The 19465-nt window shown below is 35.7% G+C and carries 18 protein-coding genes; all 18 read left to right on the top strand.

Annotated features, from left to right (window positions below):
- Positions 1-216: 216 nt before the first annotated feature.
- A complete protein-coding gene (locus ACVWYN_RS00580) occupies positions 217-918 on the top strand; it encodes a hypothetical protein (RefSeq protein ID WP_457286875.1) in 702 nt (233 codons plus the stop codon).
- Positions 919-974: 56 nt separating this feature from the next.
- Positions 975-2111 carry a GDP-mannose 4,6-dehydratase gene (gene gmd / locus ACVWYN_RS00575; RefSeq protein WP_457286874.1) on the top strand — a complete coding sequence of 379 codons (1137 nt, stop codon included), beginning with the start codon at positions 975-977 and terminating at the stop codon, positions 2109-2111.
- A gap of 46 nt (positions 2112-2157) precedes the next feature.
- Entirely contained in the window at positions 2158-4626 is a 2469-nt protein-coding gene (locus tag ACVWYN_RS00570) for an SLBB domain-containing protein (RefSeq protein ID WP_457286873.1), read from the top strand.
- 1 nt (position 4627) lies between these two features.
- Positions 4628-5710, top strand: a complete 1083-nt coding sequence (locus tag ACVWYN_RS00565; protein ID WP_457286872.1) for a lipopolysaccharide biosynthesis protein — start codon at positions 4628-4630, stop codon at positions 5708-5710.
- A gap of 5 nt (positions 5711-5715) precedes the next feature.
- A complete protein-coding gene (locus ACVWYN_RS00560) occupies positions 5716-6903 on the top strand; it encodes a UDP-N-acetylglucosamine 4,6-dehydratase (RefSeq protein ID WP_457286871.1) in 1188 nt (395 codons plus the stop codon).
- Positions 6903-8057: a LegC family aminotransferase gene (locus ACVWYN_RS00555; RefSeq protein ID WP_457286870.1), complete on the top strand. Its 1155-nt coding sequence runs from the start codon at positions 6903-6905 to the stop codon at positions 8055-8057. The genes ACVWYN_RS00560 and ACVWYN_RS00555 overlap by 1 nt, the downstream gene beginning before the upstream one ends.
- Before the next feature lie 4 nt (positions 8058-8061).
- Positions 8062-8697 (top strand): acetyltransferase, encoded by a 636-nt coding sequence (locus ACVWYN_RS00550; RefSeq protein WP_457286869.1) that lies wholly within the window; start codon positions 8062-8064, stop codon positions 8695-8697.
- The gene (gene neuB / locus ACVWYN_RS00545) at positions 8697-9722 is read left to right on the top strand and encodes an N-acetylneuraminate synthase (protein WP_457286868.1); all 1026 of its coding nucleotides are present in this window, start codon (positions 8697-8699) and stop codon (positions 9720-9722) included. Before ACVWYN_RS00550 ends, neuB begins: the two co-directional genes overlap by 1 nt.
- On the top strand, positions 9719-10834 hold the full coding sequence (neuC, locus tag ACVWYN_RS00540) for a UDP-N-acetylglucosamine 2-epimerase (RefSeq protein ID WP_457286867.1): 1116 nt from the start codon (positions 9719-9721) through the stop codon (positions 10832-10834). The genes neuB and neuC overlap by 4 nt, the downstream gene beginning before the upstream one ends.
- Positions 10831-11886 (top strand): nucleotidyltransferase family protein, encoded by a 1056-nt coding sequence (locus ACVWYN_RS00535; RefSeq protein ID WP_457286866.1) that lies wholly within the window; start codon positions 10831-10833, stop codon positions 11884-11886. The genes neuC and ACVWYN_RS00535 overlap by 4 nt, the downstream gene beginning before the upstream one ends.
- Positions 11883-12590: an acylneuraminate cytidylyltransferase family protein gene (locus tag ACVWYN_RS00530; RefSeq protein ID WP_457286865.1), complete on the top strand. Its 708-nt coding sequence runs from the start codon at positions 11883-11885 to the stop codon at positions 12588-12590. Before ACVWYN_RS00535 ends, ACVWYN_RS00530 begins: the two co-directional genes overlap by 4 nt.
- A complete protein-coding gene (gene hisF / locus ACVWYN_RS00525) occupies positions 12577-13422 on the top strand; it encodes an imidazole glycerol phosphate synthase subunit HisF (RefSeq protein ID WP_457286864.1) in 846 nt (281 codons plus the stop codon). Before ACVWYN_RS00530 ends, hisF begins: the two co-directional genes overlap by 14 nt.
- Before the next feature lie 7 nt (positions 13423-13429).
- Positions 13430-14065 (top strand): imidazole glycerol phosphate synthase subunit HisH, encoded by a 636-nt coding sequence (gene hisH / locus ACVWYN_RS00520; RefSeq protein WP_457286863.1) that lies wholly within the window; start codon positions 13430-13432, stop codon positions 14063-14065.
- 5 nt (positions 14066-14070) lie between these two features.
- Positions 14071-15228: an N-acetyl sugar amidotransferase gene (locus ACVWYN_RS00515; protein WP_457286862.1), complete on the top strand. Its 1158-nt coding sequence runs from the start codon at positions 14071-14073 to the stop codon at positions 15226-15228.
- 1 nt (position 15229) lies between these two features.
- Positions 15230-16180 (top strand): Gfo/Idh/MocA family oxidoreductase, encoded by a 951-nt coding sequence (locus ACVWYN_RS00510; RefSeq protein ID WP_457286861.1) that lies wholly within the window; start codon positions 15230-15232, stop codon positions 16178-16180.
- 26 nt (positions 16181-16206) lie between these two features.
- Positions 16207-17172, top strand: a complete 966-nt coding sequence (locus ACVWYN_RS00505; RefSeq protein ID WP_457286860.1) for an NAD(P)-dependent oxidoreductase — start codon at positions 16207-16209, stop codon at positions 17170-17172.
- Between the two features lie 147 nt (positions 17173-17319).
- Complete coding sequence (locus ACVWYN_RS00500) at positions 17320-18039, top strand: hypothetical protein (protein ID WP_457286859.1); 720 nt, start codon at positions 17320-17322, stop codon at positions 18037-18039.
- The gene (locus tag ACVWYN_RS00495; protein WP_457286858.1) at positions 18032-19462 is read left to right on the top strand and encodes an oligosaccharide flippase family protein; all 1431 of its coding nucleotides are present in this window, start codon (positions 18032-18034) and stop codon (positions 19460-19462) included. The genes ACVWYN_RS00500 and ACVWYN_RS00495 overlap by 8 nt, the downstream gene beginning before the upstream one ends.
- The last annotated feature ends 3 nt before the right edge of the window (positions 19463-19465 follow it).

Below are 19465 nucleotides of genomic sequence, written 5' to 3'. Positions count from 1 at the left end.
TGTGCTTAAGCATATATTAGGATTTCTTCCATTACGGATTTACTGGTGTCCTAAATGCACTACTAACCGTTATGTGTGGATTGGTAAAAAGGAGAAGAGCAGATATTAGGTTCTTAATTACATAATCAGACTTAAAAATTGGCATTGTTAATGCTATGCATTAAATATATATTTGATTAGGGATAACGCTTTCGCTTTCTACAGTACCATCTAACTATGAAGAGAACTTTACTTGTCCTTATAATTTCCGGGTTTTCATGCGCTGGTTTTGCGCAGACAACTGGTAACTATAACTATACTATCGCCGCAAGGGCTTTCACACTGATGCAAATGCCTAAGGTGTTAAATGAGTCTGATGCCTATAATCTGGTTAGCGCTCCTATTAATGGTTTTATGTTTAAATTTAACGATAACCAAATCAGTTACCGCATTAACGGTTCCTATTATAATAAGGCAAAAAACTTTTATAACAATTGTGAAACCTGCGATGCTGCAGATGGTAAGCTGGTAGATTATTCATTTAAAGTGGGCTTTGAGAAAAACTTCAATTACTCCAGGATTCAGCCATATTTTGGAATCGATTTAGGCTACCGATCTAACAATTTTAGAGGAACATTGGATAACCGCAATGCATTAAAAGCAATGGCTATAAGTGCATCTGCCAACTCGCAGATGCAGAACGTTGAAGCTTCAAAAACGGGACTGGTATTGTCACCACTTGTGGGCTTAAAAATAAATATTATTAACCAGGTTTCCTTTTTCGCAGAAGCTAACCTGGATTATTTCTATTCATATGAGCGACAAGAGATGATCTCGCAAGACGTAAATAATACACGTACTTTAAATAAGTACTATAAATCGGAGTTTCTTTTTAACCCAGTATCACTAGGAATTCAAGTCCACCTGGGAGGAAATTAGGGATATTATTAAAGGCAAATGCTTATGTTTGTTTCTGTATATTTTTAACGTACTACATGAAGGTTGCATTAATAACAGGCGTTACCGGACAAGATGGGGCCTATTTGGCTGAGTTCTTATTAAAAAAAGGTTATTTCGTTCATGGCTTAAAAAGACGCTCTTCCCTCTTCAATACAGACAGGATTGATCACCTCTATCAGGATCAACATGAGAATGGCGTGCATTTTAAACTCCATTTTGGCGATCTTACCGATTCTACCAATTTAATTCGCATTATTCAGGAGACCCAGCCAGACGAGATTTACAACTTGGCAGCGATGAGTCACGTTCAGGTTAGCTTTGAAATACCCGAATATACCGCAAATGCCGATGGTATAGGAACACTGCGCTTGCTAGAAGCCATTCGGATTTTAGGCTTAGAAAAGAAAACAAAAATTTATCAGGCATCAACATCTGAGTTATATGGACTGGTTCAAGCTGTTCCACAAAGCGAGACTACACCATTTTACCCGAGATCACCTTATGCGGTGGCTAAAATGTATGCTTATTGGATCACTGTAAATTACAGAGTAGCCTATCAGATGTTCGCCTGTAATGGTATTTTATTTAATCATGAGAGTCCGCTAAGGGGCGAAACTTTTGTGACCCGTAAAATAACAAGGGCAGCCTGTAAAATAGCATTGGGTTTACAAAACTGTTTATACCTGGGTAACCTATCTGCACAGCGCGATTGGGGGCATGCCAAGGACTATATTGAGGCAATGTGGTTGATTTTACAGCAGGAGGTGCCGGAAGATTATGTGATTGCTACTGGTGTTACGACTACCGTTAGAGATTTTGTAAAAATGAGTTTTGCTGAACTTGGCATAGAAGTTGAGTTTAGCGGCAAGGACCAGTACGAACGTGGCGTAATCATAGATGTGGATGATGAAATGATTGCTAGACTTGGATTAAAAGATGAATGTTTGATACCCGGTACGATCGTAGTGCAGGTTGATGAAAAATATTTCCGACCTACAGAAGTGGAGCTTTTGCTGGGCGACCCAACAAAAGCCAATACGAAACTGGGTTGGCGACCTAAATATGATTTGCCTGCTTTGGTGCAGGATATGATTCAGGCAGATTTAAACCTGATGAAAAAAGACGAACATTTGAAGCTGGGTGGGTTTAAAACACTCAATTATTTTGAATAACTTTACGGCTCTAAATTTTATTAATATTACGCCTCTACAATTAAATATGAAATTTAAAAAAGCATTAACCGGCTTTATATTATTCTTAGCAATATTCTTTTCTCCCGCTGCATTTGCACAGACAAACTATGCGGATGTAAAGGTGGACGAGCTATCAGACGCACAGATCCGTCAGATGATCCAGCGTGCAGAATCTGTAGGATATAATGATGCACAATTAGAGCAAATGGCTACTGCGCAAGGTATGAAGGCTGAGGAAGTTGCAAAGCTTAGGGCTCGTGTTGCAAAGGTTAAAGCAGGATCAGGAACTGGTATAGCTACTACAGCGGTAGACGGAGACTTAAATTCAGAAAGAGTTTCCTCAGATACTGGTAAAGAAAGATCACCGGTGAAGGTTTTGACCGATGTGGGGCCAAGGATTTTTGGTTCCGAACTTTTCGCAAATAGCAATATCTCTTTCGAGCCAAATGTACGAATGGCGACGCCAAGAAATTATATTGTTGGTCCGGATGATCAGTTGTTAATCGATTTAAGTGGAGACAATGATGTTAATTATAATTTGAAGGTTAGTCCGGACGGTACGATACGCTTACAATATGTTGGTCCTGTAGCAGTTGGAGGATTATCTATTGAACAGGCAACAGCTAAGATTAAATCAAGCCTTGCAGGGACTTATCCATCATTGAGAAACGGAAGAACTAATGTTTCAGTCAACTTAGGTAATATCAGAAGTATTAAAGTAACTATACTGGGAGAGGTTGTTAAACCTGGATCGTATACCCTATCATCGTTATCTACCGTGTTTAATGCTCTAAATGCATCAGGTGGTCCGAATTCCAATGGATCTTTTCGGAAGATTCAGGTGATACGCAATAACAAAGTTGTATCTACTATAGATGTGTATGATTTCTTGCTAAATGGGATTCAAAAAGGCAACGTTCGTTTACAGGATCAGGATGTTATTAATATACCAGTATACCAAAGTAGGGTAGAGATGGCCGGTGAAGTGAAACGCCCGGCACTATTTGAAATATTAAGCACAGAAAGTTTAGCTGATGTAATCCGGTTTGCCGGGGGATTTAGCGACAAGGCCTACACAGCAACAATCAAGGTCTTACAAAACACCAACAAGGAAAGAAAAATTACAGATGTTAATGCGGAAAGCTTTAATACGTATGGTCCATTAAACGGTGATAAATATGTGGTAGAACAGATTTTGGATCGTTTTGCAAATAGAGTAGAAATTGCTGGCGCTGTTTTCAGGCCAGGTCAGTTTGAATTGGATAAAGGTTTAACATTAAAAAGCTTAATAGTTAAAGCAGAAGGATTAACAGAAGATGCTTTTTTGAACAGGGGTTATATCAGTAGGTTAAACGCTGACAATTCTCCATCATTGATTTCGTTTGATGTGGCTAAAGTGATGGCAGGGACTGAAGCAGACATTGTATTGCAAAGAGAAGATAAAGTTACTATATCGTCTATTTTCGATTTAAGAGATGAGTATAAAGTAAGTATACAAGGTGAGGTTCGTCAGCCAGGTACTTTTGAATATGGTGACAATATGAATCTGGAGGCCTTGATTCAAATGGCAGGAGGATTTAAAGAAGGCGCTACGCCGAACAGGATTGAAATTTCAAGAAGAGTAAAAAATAGTGACGCATTGTCCAAATCTGCATCGACTGCTGATTTGTTTACGGTAAATGTGGATCAGAATTTAAAGTTGATTGGCGATACATTTGTGTTGAAACCTTATGATATTGTTTCTGTTAGGAACTCGACAGGATATGAGGTACAAAAACAGGTGAAGGTTGAAGGAGAAGTTTTATATCCCGGGGTATATACAATTAGTTCTAAGAATGAGCGCTTATCTGATTTGGTAAAAAGAGCGGGGGGGTTGACACCATCAGCTTATATAGAGGGTTCGTCGTTGAAAAGACCCGGTCCGCAGGTTGTTAATAATGCTAATGATAAAAATGCAATTGATACTAGAGAAGAGGAACAAAGAAAATTATTGAATTTGAAACGGCTTCAGCAAAGTGGAGCAAAGGATACTTTGAGTTCAGACGTCAGTCAAAAAATAATTACATCAGATCTGGTTGGTATAGATTTAGAGCGAATCATGAAAAATCCTGGTAGTCGCTATGATTTGCTTGTTGAAGAAGGAGATGTTTTGCGAGTGCCTAAGCAACTGCAAACAGTTAAGGTAACCGGCGAGGTATTGAGTCCAAATAGCATAGTATTCTCTCCTCGAAAGACCTTTAAGCAATATGTAAATGGAGCCGGAGGTTTTACTTTTAATGCTTATAAAAAAGGAGCTCATATAAGATATGCTAACGGATCTGTACAGGCCGCCAGTAAGTTTATGTTTTTTAATAACTATCCGAAGGTATTGCCGGGTGCGGAAATTTTAGTTCCGAAGAAAGCGGAAAAGGAACCGTTGACTGTTCAAGGTTGGATTGGAATTGGAACTGCCGTGGCGTCTTTGGCTGCGATTGTAGTTAGTTTATTGAGATAATATGAATGAGCCCGGCATTAATCCTAAAAATTCAGTTCATTCTGACGAAGTATCGTTAAAGGATATTATAATTAAAATTCACCGTGGATTTGCCATGTTGCTATCTAAATGGCTGATAATAATGCTAGCAATAATAATCGGATCTACATTTGGCTTAATATACTCCTTTTCAAAGAGCCCCAGCTATATTGCCTCTACCTCATTTGTACTAGAAGAAGGCAATTCTGGTGGAGGTTTTATTGGCGGATTAGGAGGATTGGCATCAATGGTTGGATTAGATGTTGGGGCGGGCGGTGGCATTTTTCAAGGTGATAATATTGTGGAGTTATATAAATCAAGAACAATGATCCAGAGAACCTTGCTAACATCTATTAATTTTGATGGTAAGAAGCAGTTACTGGTGGAAAGGTATATTGAGCATAATAAGCTGCTAGAATCATGGAAGGATAATCCTAGGTTAAATAAAATCGATTTTAAAAAAAATGAAAATTTCACAAGATTGCAAGATAGTGTGCTGGGGGTGATTGTTGAGGATATTAGGACACGCTACTTAAGCGTGGGCAAACCTGATAAAAAGTTGAGCATTATTAGCGCTGAGGTAAAATCGACAGACGAATCATTTGCTATGGAATTCAATCGCGCAATTGTAGAAAACGTTAGTAATTTCTATATAAATACTAAAACTAAAAAGTCCTTAGAAAACGTGGTGATATTGCAACAGAAAGTTGATTCGGTCAGAGCTGTTATGGATGGTGCTATATATTCGGCCGCGTCGGTAGTCGATGCTACTCCTAATTTAAATCCTACTAGACAACTTCAAAGAACTGCACCTGTTCAGCGCTCTCAATTTAGCGCTGAAACCAATAAGTCAATTCTCGGAGAGTTGGTTAAAAATCTTGAATTGTCTAAAATGTCGCTTAGAAAAGAGACGCCACTTATTCAAGTTTTAGACGAACCAGTGTATCCGTTAGTCAAAATAAGATTTGGGAAAATGAAAGGATTGATTTTAGGTGGACTAATAGGGTTTATGTCTATCTGCACTATTTTAGTTGTTAGAAGATTGTATATACAAATTTTGTCTTAGTAAATATGGATATTTTAAAATTAATTGGACGGAATGTTGAATTGTTTGAAAGCGATATTCATCTTCATGAAAGCGAATTAACCACAGCGGTTCAGGAATCTTCATTCTTAGTAATTGGCGGCGCTGGATCAATTGGTCAAGCGGTTGTTAAGGAGATATTTAGGCGAATGCCAAGAAAACTTCACGTAGTCGACTTGAGCGAAAACAATTTGGTTGAGCTAGTTCGGGATATTAGAAGTTCATTTGGATACATAAAAGGAGATTTTAAAACCTTTGCTTTAGATGTTGGTTCGATTGAGTATGATGCATTTTTTGAATCAGATGGTGAATATGATTATGTTCTTAATCTTTCTGCTCTTAAGCATGTTCGAAGTGAAAAGGATCCTTACACGTTGATGAGAATGATAGATATTAATATTTTCAATACTGAAAAGACAATCAATCAGTCTATAAAGAAAGGAGTAAAGAAGTATTTTTGTGTTTCTACTGACAAAGCCGCTAATCCTGTTAACATGATGGGTGCGTCAAAACGCATCATGGAAATGTTTTTAATGCGCAAAAGCAACGAAATATCCATATCAACCGCCAGATTTGCTAACGTAGCATTCTCTGATGGTTCTTTGTTGCATGGGTTTAATCAAAGGATTCAAAAACGCCAGCCAATTGTGGCGCCAAATGATATCAAAAGATATTTTGTGATACCAAAAGAGTCAGGAGAACTTTGCCTAATGTCTTGTATTTTTGGAGAAAATAGGGATGTGTTTTTTCCTAAATTGAGTGAGCATGTAGATCTTATTACTTTTGCCGAAATAGCCGAAAAATATTTGAAGGAACTTGGTTATGAGCCATATTTGTGTGAGACGGAAGATGAGGCTAGGGCTTTAACAGAAACACTTCCCCAACAAGGTAAATGGCCCTGTTTATTTACTTCAAGTGATACAACGGGAGAAAAAGATTTTGAAGAGTTTTTTACAGAAGATGAAATTCTTGATATGGATCGCTTCGAAAACCTTGGTGTAATTAAGAATGATTCAACTTATGATCAGGAGAAACTAGATTATTTTACTGACGCTATCGCAACGCTGAAGCAGGATAAGTCGTGGTCTAAAGAGAATATTGTGAAATTATTTCATGATATGATTCCCGATTTTGGCCACAAAGAGACCGGTAAATATTTAGACGCTAAAATGTAATGGATGTAGTAGAGAGATTTCAGGCAACAACAGATTTTATAAAGGGCAAATACCCAGGTAAAGACTTTGTTGGGCTACATGAGCCTGTTTTTATAGGTAATGAACGCGAATATGTAATAGATGCAATTGACTCAACCTTTGTTTCTTCTGTAGGTGCTTATGTAAACCGTTTTGAGGAAATGATGGCAAAAATTACAGGGGCTAAATTTTCGGTTGCGATTGTGAACGGTACAAATGCACTGCACATGGGACTTATTCTGGTTGGGGTACAAAGGGAAGATGAGGTACTGTCGCAGGCCTTGACGTTTATCGCAACGGCAAATGCAATCAACTATATTGGTGCACAACCAGTTTTTATAGATGTGGATAGGGATACCTTAGGCATGTCGCCGATCGCTTTAAGTACTTTTTTATCGACAAATGGCGAGAAAAGAGGAGACGGAACTTACAACAAAAGCACCGGCAAAAGAATTGCTGCATGTGTACCCATGCACACCTTTGGTTTTCCTTGCCGGATCGATGAAATTTCAGCTATTTGTGAAGAATGGAATATTTACCTGGTAGAAGATGCGGCTGAATCCCTGGGGAGTTATTATAAAAGTAGACATACAGGTGTATTTGGAAAGATTGGTGTATTTAGCTTTAATGGAAATAAAACCGTTACCTGCGGTGGTGGTGGCGCTTTGGTTACGGATGATGAAACTGTTGCTAAAAGAGCCAAACATTTAACTACCCAGGCAAAAATCCCGCACAAATGGGAATTTGTACATGATGAAATAGGATATAATTACAGAATGCCTAACCTCAATGCGGCTTTAGCTTGTGCTCAGTTGGAGCAATTGGAACGGTTTGTAGAAAACAAGAGAGATTTGGCGGCTGCTTACAAGACATTTTTTGGTACGCAGAATATACAGTTTGTAAATGAACTGCCTGAAGCTAAAGCTAATTATTGGTTGAACGCTTTATTATTTAATGATCGTAAAGAACGGGATACGTTCCTGAGTTACTCTAATGAAAACGGCGTAATGACAAGACCAATTTGGGAGTTGATGAACAGGCTAAAAATGTTTCAGTATTGTCAGACTGATGACTTAACAAATAGCATCTGGATAGCAGATCGATTGGTCAATATTCCCAGTGGATTTAGAATTTAGGTTTATGAAAAAGAAGCTGATCTTAATAGGAGGAGGAGGCCATTGCAAGGCTTGTATTGATGTTATAGAGCAATCTGGTGGTTTTGAAATCATAGGTATTTTAGATGGAGGCAACTTACTTGGACATTTTGTACTGGACTATCAGATAATTGGTGCTGACGCAGACATTCCTAAATATATTGGATTGGGATACAGTTTCTTAATCACTTTAGGCCAGATTAAATCGGCCGACATCCGGAAAAAACTCTTTAATTACTTAATGGATTGCAAGGCAGATATAGCTACAGTAATTTCTCCACGTGCTTATGTCTCAAGATATGCGGAAATTGGAACTGGGACAATAGTTATGCACAACGTCACTATAAATGCAGGGTCCAGGATCGGAATTAATTGTATACTAAACACAGGCTGTAACATTGAGCATGATGTGTTGGTTGGCAATCATGTGCATGTGTCTACACTAGCCGCTATAAATGGTGACTGTGAAGTTGGCAATGATGTATTTATCGGGAGTAATTCGACGATTTCAAACCAAATGAGAATTTTAGAAAATACAGTTATCGGGGCTGGTACAGTTGTTGTAAAGGCTATAAGAGAAAGTGGGATTTATGCAGGAAATCCTGCAAAAAAAATAAATTAATGGGACATGCAATCATTATTGCAGAGGCTGGAGTAAATCATAATGGTGATTTAAACAATGCATTTAAACTGGTGGATGCTGCCGTCGCTGCAGGGGCTGATTATGTGAAATTTCAGACATTTAAGGCTGATAAACTAGTTTCAGTCAATGCAAAAAAAGCTGAATACCAGATAGAAAATACTCATAACAATAGCGAGTCTCAATTGGAAATGTTAAAAAAATTGCAGCTTTCAGAAAGTGACCATGAAAAGCTTATCATATATTGTAATGAGAAAGATATTCAGTTTTTTTCGACAGCTTTTGATTTAATTTCACTACAGTATCTATCAACCATTGGCTTGGACATGGTTAAAATTCCTTCAGGAGAGTTAACCAACCTGCCTTACTTGCGCTTAGCCGCTAAACTGTTTGCCAAAGTTATTCTTTCTACAGGTATGGCAACGCTCGAAGAAATCAGTTCAGCCTTGAATGTATTTTTAGATGCTGGAATAGCAAAAGAGCATATAACCATATTGCACTGCAATACAGAGTATCCTACGCCAATGCATGATGTTAATTTGAAAGCAATGCTTACTATCAGTGAAGAATTTGGGACAGCAATCGGCTATTCAGATCATACATTGGGAATTGAAGTTCCTATAGCTGCGGTTGCTTTAGGAGCAACAATTATTGAAAAGCATTACACCTTAGATCGTAATTTACCGGGACCGGACCATGTTGCTTCATTGGAGCCAAGCGAGTTAAAAGCGATGGTTTCAGCCATCAGAAATATTGAAACTGCATTACTAGGCTCTGGCATAAAAGAGCCTTCTACTTCTGAAATAAAAAATATAGCTATAGCTAGAAAAAGTATTCATTTAAATAATGATAAAGTACAGGGTGATACCATATCAGAGCATGATCTAGAAATGCTTAGACCAGGGGACGGGATTTCCCCAATGGAGGTAGATCGTATTATTGGTAAAAGGATAAATAAACCGTTGGCGGCTGGACACAAATTGTTATTAACGGACTTTGAGGCATGAAGATAGGTATTTTAACCAGCTCTAGAGCGGATTTTGGTATTTACTTGCCATTAATTAGAGAGTTGAAGAAAGACTCTTTCTTTTATCCAAATATCATTGCTTTTGGAACGCATTTATCGCCCTTTCACGGAGAAACCATCAAGCAAATTCAAAACGAAGGGTTCGAAGTAAAATACAAAGTAGAGTCGATGTTACTCACAGATAGTCCTGAAGCAATTGCTACTGCTGTTGGCCTTACTACAATCAAGTTTGCTGATTTTTGGCAAAAATACAAATCAGAGTTTGACCTCGTTTTTTGCTTAGGGGATCGGTACGAGATGTTTGCGGCTGTTACTGCGGGAATACCTTTTGATATCCCTTTTGCTCACTTACATGGGGGCGAATCTACTCTAGGTGCTATTGACAATATTTACCGCCATGCCATTACGCTTGCTTCAAAGCATCATTTTGTAGCTACAAATATTTATTCGGAACGAGTTGCCAGTATTATAGGTAGTGATAAAAATATAACGACTGTTGGCGCACTTAGTTTAGATAACGTTAGTACAATGGAGATGTTAAGCATTGATGATTTTAGGACCAAATGGGATATCGATTTATCGATAAAAACAATACTATTTACCTTTCATCCAGAAACCATAGCTTATCATGAAAATTGGAAGTATGTTAATGAGTTAATCCAAGCTATCGATGTGATTAAAGCAAATTATCAGATTTTAGTTACTATGCCAAATGCAGACACTGCAGGAAACATTATCAGAAATGCACTAAATACTAACTTTAGTAACGATTCAAGAGTCTTTCTAATTGAGAACTTAGGTACAGAAAGTTATTTTGCAGCTATGAAATATTGTAGTTTTTTACTCGGCAATACTTCCAGTGGCATTATCGAAGCTGCGTCCTTTGGTAAGTATGTAATAAATTTAGGCGACCGTCAAAAGGGAAGAGCTGTAGGAAATAATGTAATTCATACAGAAATAAGTTCAAGAGCTATAATAAATGCTGTGTGTGAAATTGAGTCTATGGAGTCTATAGGTAAAGAAAATATATATTGGAATAGTGGAGCAACAAATAAGATAATTGAAGAACTGAAAGCGATTGCAAAAAAATGATTAAACATCAAGAACATATTGTTTTAATGTATGATGAGGCGAGAACGGCTCTAAGAATTTTGGATCAGTTGCCGGAGAGCACCAGCAGAACTCTGTTTGTAGTGAACGAGCATGGTAAAATGGTTGGCACCGTAACCGATGGGGATATTAGAAGGGGTTTACTTAATGGCAGTGAGATTTCACAAGCTATTGGGTGCTTCATGAATAAAAAATTCAAATATATCCAAGATGGAGAAGATAGTGTCTTGGCGTTGAAACAATTTAGAAATGCTGGAGCGTCTCTTGTGCCAAAACTAAATAATAACTTTAAGATAGTAGAAATACTGGATCTTCTTTTAATTAAAACAGTATTGCCATTTTCGGTATTACTTATGGCTGGCGGTAGAGGAGAAAGATTAAAACCCTTAACTGATTCTACACCAAAACCGATGTTAACAGTAGGTGGAAAGCCGATATTGGAAATTAATATTGACAGGTTAATTTCTTATGGTATAACTGAGATTTATATCAGTGTAAATTACCTGAAAGAGCAAATCATAGATTATTTTGGTGATGGTAGTACGAAAGGAATTAAAATATTTTATATCGAGGAAGAGGAAGCTTTAGGTACATTAGGGGCCTTAGCACATATTGATAAAATTAAGCATGAAGATCTTTTAGTTATGAATTCGGATTTGTTAACCAATATAGATTTTGAAGATTTTTATAATTTTTATAGAGAACAAAATGCTTCAATGGCGTTGGCCAGCATTCCTTATAATGTGAATATTCCGTATGCTGTTTTGAAAACAGATGAGCATATAGTGCAGTCATTTAGCGAGAAACCAACTTACACTTATTATTCTAATGGGGGCATTTATTTAATGAAGTTTTTGCTTAAAAAGCATATCAATAAAGGTGAATTCTATAACGCAACGGACTTAATGGACAAAATAATTTTAGATAGCGGCTCGAATTTAATCCATTTTCCAATTTTGAGCTATTGGTTGGATATCGGTAAACATCAAGATTTTATTAAGGCCCAGGAAGATGTTAAACACATTGGGCTATGATAAAAGGGACACTAATCTTAATACCCGCAAGAGCTGGATCGAAAGGTTTGCCTGGTAAAAATGTCAAAATTTTAGGAAATTTACCACTAATTGAGCACACGCTTAGATTTTCGTTGAAAATAAAATCTGAAATAGATGTAGTATGTGTAAGCAGTAATGATGAGCAGGTTTTAACGATTGCTAGAAATTATGAAGGTGTGGATGTACCATTCGAACGGCCAGCAGAATTAGCATCTGATCATGCAGGTTCCTACGAGGTGGTTATGCATGCCCTCAACTTTTATGAAGAACAAGGAGTGAAATTTGAGAGGTTACTTTTGTTACAACCGACATCACCACTCAGACATATTGAAGACTATAACAACATCAAGGAATCATATACTTCAGTTTGTGATATGGTAGTTTCAGTTTCGATATCAAAAAATAACCCATATTTTAATCTTTTCGAAGAAAAGAATGACGGATTTTTGAAGAAGTCAAAGGAATCGAATATTATTCGCAGACAAGATTGTCCGGAGGTTTATGCCTTCAATGGTTCTTTTTATTTAATAAACGTGAACTCACTTAAGAGAACAAATCTTCATGGCTTTACAAAAATTATTAAAAGCGTTATGCCCGAAGAAAGATCTATCGACATAGATAATAGGATAGATTGGAAAATTGCAGAATATTTTTTAGAAGAGAAAGTTAATGAAAACGGTTAGAATTATTCCAAGGTTAGATATTAAAGGGCCCAATTTAGTGAAGGGTATACATTTGGAAGGTTTAAGGGCTCTAGGTAAACCATCAGAATTTGCAAAATATTATTACGAACACGGCGCGGATGAATTGATGTTTATTGATGTGGTAGCATCTCTCTATGAGAGAAATAGTCTTCATGATATTATCTCGGAAACTGCAAAAAGCATCTTTATCCCAATTACAGTGGGTGGTGGAATAAGAACTATAGCTGATATTAAAAAAATGCTAAGGGCTGGTGCCGATAAAGTAGCCATAAATACCGCCGCAATTAATAATCCCGCCTTTATTAAAGCTGCTTCTGAAGAATTTGGTTCGTCAACAATTGTGGTAGCTATTGAGGCAATAAAAAATGTGGATGGTCAATACTACGCATTTACAGATAATGGTAGAGAGGAAACTGGTGTAGAAGTTGTTAGTTGGGCAAGAAGAGTGGAGGAATTAGGTTGTGGCGAGATTGTCATCACGTCTGTAGATAATGAAGGAACTGGAAAAGGATTTAATGTAGAATTAATAAATGCCATAGCTTCAGAAGTTTCAATTCCGGTTATCGCTCACGGTGGTGCAGGTCAAAAAAGAGATGTAGAATCATTACTTGATGAGGGAATAGTTGATGCTGTCGCAATTGCCTCTGTCTTGCATTACGATACAATACAATATTTGGAAGCAAATACGAAAAACCAATTAGAAGGCAATTTCGATTTTCTTAGAAGTGGAAGATTGTTTGGTAAATTCTCGACATTTAATCTGCAAGATTTAAAAAAACACCTACATTCAAAAGGTATTTATTGTAGATAGAAATAAGATGAAAAAGAAAACAGTAATTATCGACTACGGACTAGGCAATTTATACAGTATAGCGCAGGCATGTGCACATGTTGGAAATACACCTGTTATTACATCTAATCGAGAAGAAATCATTAATGCAGATTCAGTGATTTTACCAGGTGTTGGAGCCTTCAAGGTAGCTATGGATCAGTTGAACGAAATGAATTTAACAAATATTATTATAGAATTTGCCAATTTAGGAAAACCGCTTATGGGAGTTTGTCTAGGGATGCAACTTCTATTTGAAACAAGCCAAGAGTTCGGGGAGCATGAAGGCCTAGGTTTAATATCAGGTTCTATTAAAAGGTTTCCTCAGGTGTATAATCAAAAAAAATTGAAAATACCTCATATCGGTTGGAATAGGTTATTTAATAGTAATATAGAATGGGGTAAAACGCCTTTGTTGGAAGTTTCAGATAAAGATTTTATGTATTTTATACATTCTTACTATGCAGAACCAACAGATTTATCGACGATTCTTACATATACACATTATCAAGATTTTAAATATTGTTCTTCTGTACAAAAAAATAACATTTTTGGATTTCAATTTCATCCAGAAAAAAGTGGCGAAGCTGGATTAACTATTTATAAAAACTTTTTAAGCATTTAATTATTATGGAACATAAAAATACCCAACAGAGATACAATCTTCCTACGGAAGTAAAATATTGTGTGAAATGTACAATTTCAAATCAAAGACCACGCATCAGTTTCGATGAAAATGGCGTATGTTCTGCTTGTAACTTCGCAGAATTTAAACAGAATAAGATTAATTGGACTGAAAGGGAAAATGAACTTGTAACGTTGTTGGATAAATTTAGAAGAAACGATGGTAGATATGACGTCATTGTACCGTGTAGTGGCGGCAAAGACGCAGCTTATATTGCACATGAGCTCAAACATAAATATGGAATGAATCCGCTTACTGTAACATGGGCGCCTCATTTATATACCGATATTGGCTTCCAAAATTTACATAATATGGTAAGGGTAGGCGATTTAGCAAATGTTCTAGGCACACCTGCGGGTCAAACCCATAAAAAATTAACTAAACTTTCATTTGAAATATTGGGAGACCCGTTTCAACCATTCATTTATGGGCAAACTAATTTCCCACTTCAAGTAGCGGTGCAAAATCAGGTTCCATTAATTATGTATGGAGAAAATGGAGAAGTAGAATATGGCGGAGATATGAAAAATGCATTTAATCCTAAAAGGGATTATAAAAGCGACCATAAGAAGCATTACTTTTCAGGCTTAGGTCCAGAAGATTTAACTAGATATGGAGTTAGCGAAAAAGATCTCGTTCCTTATATGGCACCATCTAATGAGGCTTTAGATGCAATGGGGACTGAAATCCATTTTTATGGCTATTATAAAAAATGGATTCCTCAAGAAAACTATTACTATTGTGTCGAAAATACAGGTTTTGAGGCAAATCCAGTTAGAAGTGAAGGAACTTATTCAAAATATGCGTCATTAGATGATAAGATCGATGGCTTCCATTATTATTTGGCCTATATCAAATTTGGCTTAGGGAGATGTACATCTGATACGGCTCATGAGATTAGGGATGGTCATATTACCAGAGAGGAAGGAGTTATATTAGTAAATAAATTTGATGGTGAGTTCCCAGTTAAATATTTTCAAACATTTTTAGAGTATTGTGATATTACTGAAGAGTATTTCTGGGAAGTTGTAAATAGTTGGCGGGCTGAACATCTTTGGGAGAAACTTGATAGTGAGTGGGTATTGAAAACTAAAATAGCTTAAAATGAATATATTATTTGTTGGTTTTGGAGGAATGGGTTGTCGACATGCTCAATCTTTTTTAAATAAAAAAGATGAACATGATTTATTTGTAGTCGAACCGGTTAGAGATTTATATATTTCTAATTTATCCAGAATAGGTGCAACGGAAGATGATTTTAAATGGTTTAAATATGTTAGTGATGTTAATGTACAAATTGATTTTGCCGTTGTCGCAACACCTTCAGAACCTCGTTTTGATATTGTACAAAAACTAATTGATAAAAACATCCAATATTTTCTCTTAGAGAAGGTTGTGTTTCAGTCTATTCAACAGTTTCAGACAATTATTGAAAAGTTGGAAATGCATGGTGCTATAGCGTATTGCAACTTCGTTAACCGTTATTTTCCACAATATCTCGGTATTAAAGAGCTTACCACGGAATCTAAAGACGTGTTACAAATGACTGTTATAGGTGGTGATTTTGGCCTGGGTTGTAATGGCCTGCATTATTTAGATTTATTTGAATATATTACGGGTAGTCAATCCTCCGATTTTGTCTCAAATCTTAACGAGAGTAACATTGGTAATAAAAGAGGGAGCCAATATAAGGAAGTAGTTGGAACATTGGTGTGTAGGACGCAGACGAAAAGTGGTTTCAATATTAGTGCTAAAACAGGTAAGAAAATTGGAGTAGAAGTCACTATCACTACACCTAATGCAGTACATCACTTTGATGAAGATGATCAGATGTATCACTTTTATAATCTGGAAAATATGAGTTTACAATCTGAGAAATTTGTTATGTTGCCATCGAGTTCGCTAACTTATAAAATTTTTCAAGATATATTTAAAAATGAGTGCTTATTACCAACGGTACAGCAGACTCTCAAATTGCATGGCCAGTTTTTTGATCAGATTAATAAAAGTCTGCTGAAAGAATCATCAAATGATACAATTTGTCCTGTGACATAATATTAGATTATCTTTATTAGCAAAAAATGAGTTTGAAAGGAATGAAAGTATTATTAGTAGGTAGCGGCTACATGGCTAAAGAGTATTTGCAAGTATTAGCAAGTTTGGATTTTAAAGTCACCGTTATTGGTAGGGGAAAAGAAAAAATAACAATATTAAACGAAGAATTCCCTCAATTCGATTTTCATAGCGGAGGGCTAGAGAATTATTTCAAAGATGACAATGATGGATTTGATTTTGCAATTAATGCGGTGAACGTAGAATATCTGAAGGAAACGTCGTTGTTGTTGATTAACAAAAAAATTAGAAATATTCTTGTCGAAAAACCAGGCGGACTAAATCAGAAAGAAATAGATGAATTAACGATCCAGTCAGATCAAAAGAACGTTAATTTATTTATTGCCTATAATCGTAGGTTTTATTCGTCAATCAATATCCTTCAAGAAAAAATTAAAGAAGATGGAGGCATTAAATCTGTTCATTTTGAGTTCACAGAATGGACTCATACTATTGACGCTAATATGTATGCTCCCTCGGTTCTAGAAAAATTTATAATTGCAAACTCTACCCATGTAATAGATACTTTTTTTTATCTGGCGGGAACGCCCAAAATACTAAATAATATGGTTGGTGGCAATGAAATTAGTTGGCATCCTGCTGGCTCCATATTTATTGGTAGCGGAATAACAGACAGAAATATATTCTTTACCTATAACTCAAATTGGAATGCTCCAGGTAGGTGGGGCATTGAGGTCCTAACTTCAAAAAGGAAGTATTATCTCAAACCTCTTGAGCGTTTGGCCATTCAGGAAAAAGGTTCGGTAGAAATTAAGGCTTTTGATGCGGACTATTCCGTGGATATTGATTTTAAACCTGGTCTTAGGCTAATGTTAGAATCGTTTTTTAATGGTGGTGATCTTCGTTTATGCACAATTAAAGATCATCAAAGAAGTTTCCAATTTTATGAAAATATTGGAGGTTACATCGAATGAAAATTGGTTCGGTTGCTATAGACTTTGTACAATTTTAAACAAAGATTATACTCACAAACTATAGCTTATTTAAATGATAATGAAGTGATTTAATTCAATAAATGAAATGAGCAATAATATAGAATTATTTTACACTAAGATAAATATATGATTATTCAATTTTACGCAGATTCATTAGGCTTACCTCGACCTAAGATAGTAAAAGCGTCCGAAACTTATATTCAAATTTTTACAAATTGGTTACGCACTAAAAATGAAGAACAAATCTATTTATATGACAGAGCCAAAGGCGGTTCTGTAATCACCCAACTTTTTAATATTTATAAAGAGGATAATACCTACATTGAAGAGAAGAAAGATATTTTAATAATTCATGAAGGGATTTGCGATTGTGCGCCAAGACCTATTTCTCCTTTATTGAGGAAAATTATTTGGAAACTACCGTCATTTCTTAAGAATAAAACAATTCATTATATACATAAAAACAGGGCCAAGCTTTTGAGCAAAGGCAATATATATTATCATACTTCTGAAGAAGAATATAATAAGATACTATTAAATTGGCTTAGTGATGCGATCATCACGTTCGAGAAAGTAATTCTTTTTACAATTGCACCTACCAATCAAAAAACTGAAGTGCATTCGCCAGGCTTATCGTCAGCAATAAATTCATATAATAATGTCATAAAGCAGGCAGTTAGTCAAATAGGATCTCATAAAATTTCATTAATAGATACTTTTAGTGTTATCAATTCTGATAAAAATTTAATTGATAAATATATAACAGAACTAGACGGTCATCATTTAACAAAAGAAGGGCATAGATTTTATGCAAACAAACTAATTGAGCACTTCCTAGATGTTTAAAAAATTACTTTCACATTCTTTTCTTTACTCAGTTGCACCTCAATTACCAAGATTATTGTCACTATTGTTGTTGCCAATATTTACAAAGTATTTAACTGAGGAAGATTATGGTATTTATGGTGTGATTACAGCGTACTTATTTTTTATTTCAGTATTAAAAGATTTAGGATTTTCTGTGGTATTTGTAAATACTTTTTACCAACATCCTAAACGCTGGCCTTTTTTATGGCGATTGTTACATGGGCATTTAATTATATGGAGTTTTATCTATGCTGCCATATATCTTTTGGTATTATATATGGTCGTACCCAAGGAAGATGGAGATAATTTTTTTTGTTTAGCTTTAATTGGTCTTTTGCAAATTTTTATTTTAGATAATTCAAATACAATCGGTAATTATTATTTTAGATTTAAAGAAAAGCCCCTATTTATTGCAATTGTATCAATAGTAAGCGGAGTTGTATCGGTCTTGGCTACATATCTTTGTATAGTAGTTTTCCAGCTGGGTTATTTAAGCTGGTTCATTGCAATATTTGCAGCAGCATTAGTAAGCTTTGTTCTATATTTAAAACCCATTTATTTAAAGCAAAAACTTTGGCCAATAATTACCTGGAGGAAAAATTTCATAAATCCCTACCTAAGAGTTTCATTGCCTATGATTCCACATAATTATTCTTCGTTTTTACTCAACTCAAGCGATAGAATGATGTTAGATTGGTATAAGGTAGATCATAAAACCATTGGATATTATAATTTTGCTTATCAATTTGGCTCGTTAATGGAAGTAATAGGTGGCGCAATAGGGATGGCAGTTGGCCCATTTTATACAAAAATGTATATAGCTAACACGGCTAAAAGCTTACAGGACGAAAGGAACTTTACTCTTTTTATGATGGGGACTTTTATGATAGTTACTTTTTTAGCATCACTATGGTTAAAAGAAGTATTTGCTATTATGGTTAATAATGATAAGTTAAAAGCGTCCTATGATATTGGGATATTGATTTTAATGGGTTATTCCTATCGACCGATGTATTGGAGTGCAGGTATAAAATTAACAACACATGGAAATACAAATATTTTGTGGCGAATTTCGGCAGTTGGTGGAGTTATTAATGTATTGCTAAATTTAATTTTTATTCCAAAATACGGTATATATGCAGCAGCTATAAGTACACTTATTGGTTTATTATATACTGGTTTTGCAGGCTTTTATTTTAAAACTTATCAAAGACTTAACCTAAAAGGATATAATCACTTTCCTACCCTATGTATGATATTGGTAGTTGTTTTTACAACTATAGTTTATTTTCTCAGAGACATTTCAATTGTTTATAAAATAGTAATAACTATAGTTTTATTGTCCGCCTATACTAAGATGTTATTACGTAATTTCAAAATGTTAAATAATATTCATTTCTAGAAT

It is taken from the genome of Pedobacter sp. UYP24 (assembly GCF_054057295.1).
This window is presented reverse-complemented; position numbering and strand designations above follow the sequence as displayed.